The sequence below is a fragment of the Streptomyces sp. NPDC127092 genome (genome assembly GCF_042722475.1).
GTDB lineage: Bacteria > Actinomycetota > Actinomycetes > Streptomycetales > Streptomycetaceae > Streptomyces.
Genome location: NZ_JBHXFE010000142.1, coordinates 750 through 2,171 on the forward strand (window position 1 = coordinate 750; position 1,422 = coordinate 2,171).

The window sequence follows — 1,422 nt, forward strand, 5'->3', positions numbered from 1 at the left end:
GTACGGGTAGTTGAACGCCCCGCCGTGCGAGACGAGGATCTTCTTCGCCCGCAGCAGCTCGATGACGAACGCCTCGTCGTCGTCGATCGCGTAGACCTCCGGGTCCAGGCGCGGGAACAGGTAGAGGGCGCCGTGGGCCGGCTGCACGGACACGCCGGGGATGGCGTTCAGGCGGTCCTGGGCGAGGTTGCGCTGCTCGAGCAGCCGACCGCCGGGCAGGACGAGGTCGTCGATGGACTGGTAGCCGCCCAGTGCCACCTGGATGGCGTGCTGTGCGGGCACGTTGGCGCACATCCGCATGTTGGCCAGCAGGGTCAGGCCCTCGAGGAAGTCGGCGGCCCGGTGCTTCGGCCCGGACACGGCCACCCAGCCGGAGCGGTAGCCCGCCACCCGGTATGCCTTGGACAGGCCGGAGAACGTCAGGGTGAGCACGTCGTCGGACAGGCCGGCGGCGTTGATGTGGCGGGCGCCGTCGTAGGTGATCTTCTCGTAGATCTCGTCCGCCATGAGGACGAGGTTGTGGCGGCGGGCGACGTCCACGATGCCCTGCAGCACGGCGCGGGAGTAGACCGCGCCGGTGGGGTTGTTCGGGTTGATCAGGACGATGCCCTTGGTGCGCTCCGTGACGAGGGACTCGATGTGCTCGAGGTCGGGCTCCCAGCCCTCCTCCTCGACGCAGCGGTAGTGCACCGCTCGGCCCCCGGCCAGGGTGGTGGCGCCGGTCCACAGCGGGTAGTCGGGCGAGGGGACGAGGATCTCGTCGCCGTCGTCGACCAGGGCCTGCAGGACCATCGTGATCATCTCGGAGACGCCGTTGCCGATGAACACGTCGTCCACGCCGATGTCCCGGATGCCCCGGGACTCGTAGTACTGCGAGACGGCGGTGCGCGCCGAGTAGATGCCCTTGGAGTCCGAGTAGCCCTGCGCGTGCGGCAGGTGCTGGTGCATCGCCGCCAGGACGGCGTCCGGCGCCTCGAAGCCGAACGGGGCCGGGTTGCCGATGTTCAGCTTCATGATCCGGTGGCCCGCGGCCTCCATCCGCTGCGCCTCCTCCAGGATGGGGCCGCGCACGTCGTAGCGGACGTTCAGCAGCTTGGCGGACTGGCGGAACTGGCGGGGATGCGGGGTCGGCATGCCCCCCATCATGGCACCCCCCGGGCGGTGTGCGTCACAGTCGAGCTCGTGCGACGCGGGCCGGCGCCCCTCCCTCGCGCGGGCTCAGAACCAGGAGCCGCGGGGGACGAACCAGTCCTCGGGCGCGTCCTCCAGGCCATGGTCCACCAGCCAGTACTGCGCGGCCTCGGCGACCGGAAGCGGGTCGGCGCCCGTGGTGAGCCGTTCGAGCTCCCGCAGGCCGTCGCCGTCGAGGGCGGACATCACCTCGGCGATGCGCCGTTCGGCGTCGTCGTCCAGCGTCGCGGT

2 protein-coding genes are annotated in these 1,422 nt (G+C 70.8%); both read right to left on the reverse strand.

Annotation, left to right across the window (positions count from 1 at the left end):
* The coding region (locus ACFWJO_RS38070) for a pyridoxal phosphate-dependent aminotransferase (RefSeq protein ID WP_386872731.1) at positions 1-1,134 on the reverse strand (1,134 nt) is incomplete at its 3' end.
* A gap of 84 nt (positions 1,135-1,218) precedes the next feature.
* Positions 1,219-1,422, reverse strand: a 204-nt coding sequence (locus tag ACFWJO_RS38075; protein ID WP_386872733.1) for a hypothetical protein, incomplete at its 5' end; no start/stop codon positions are given.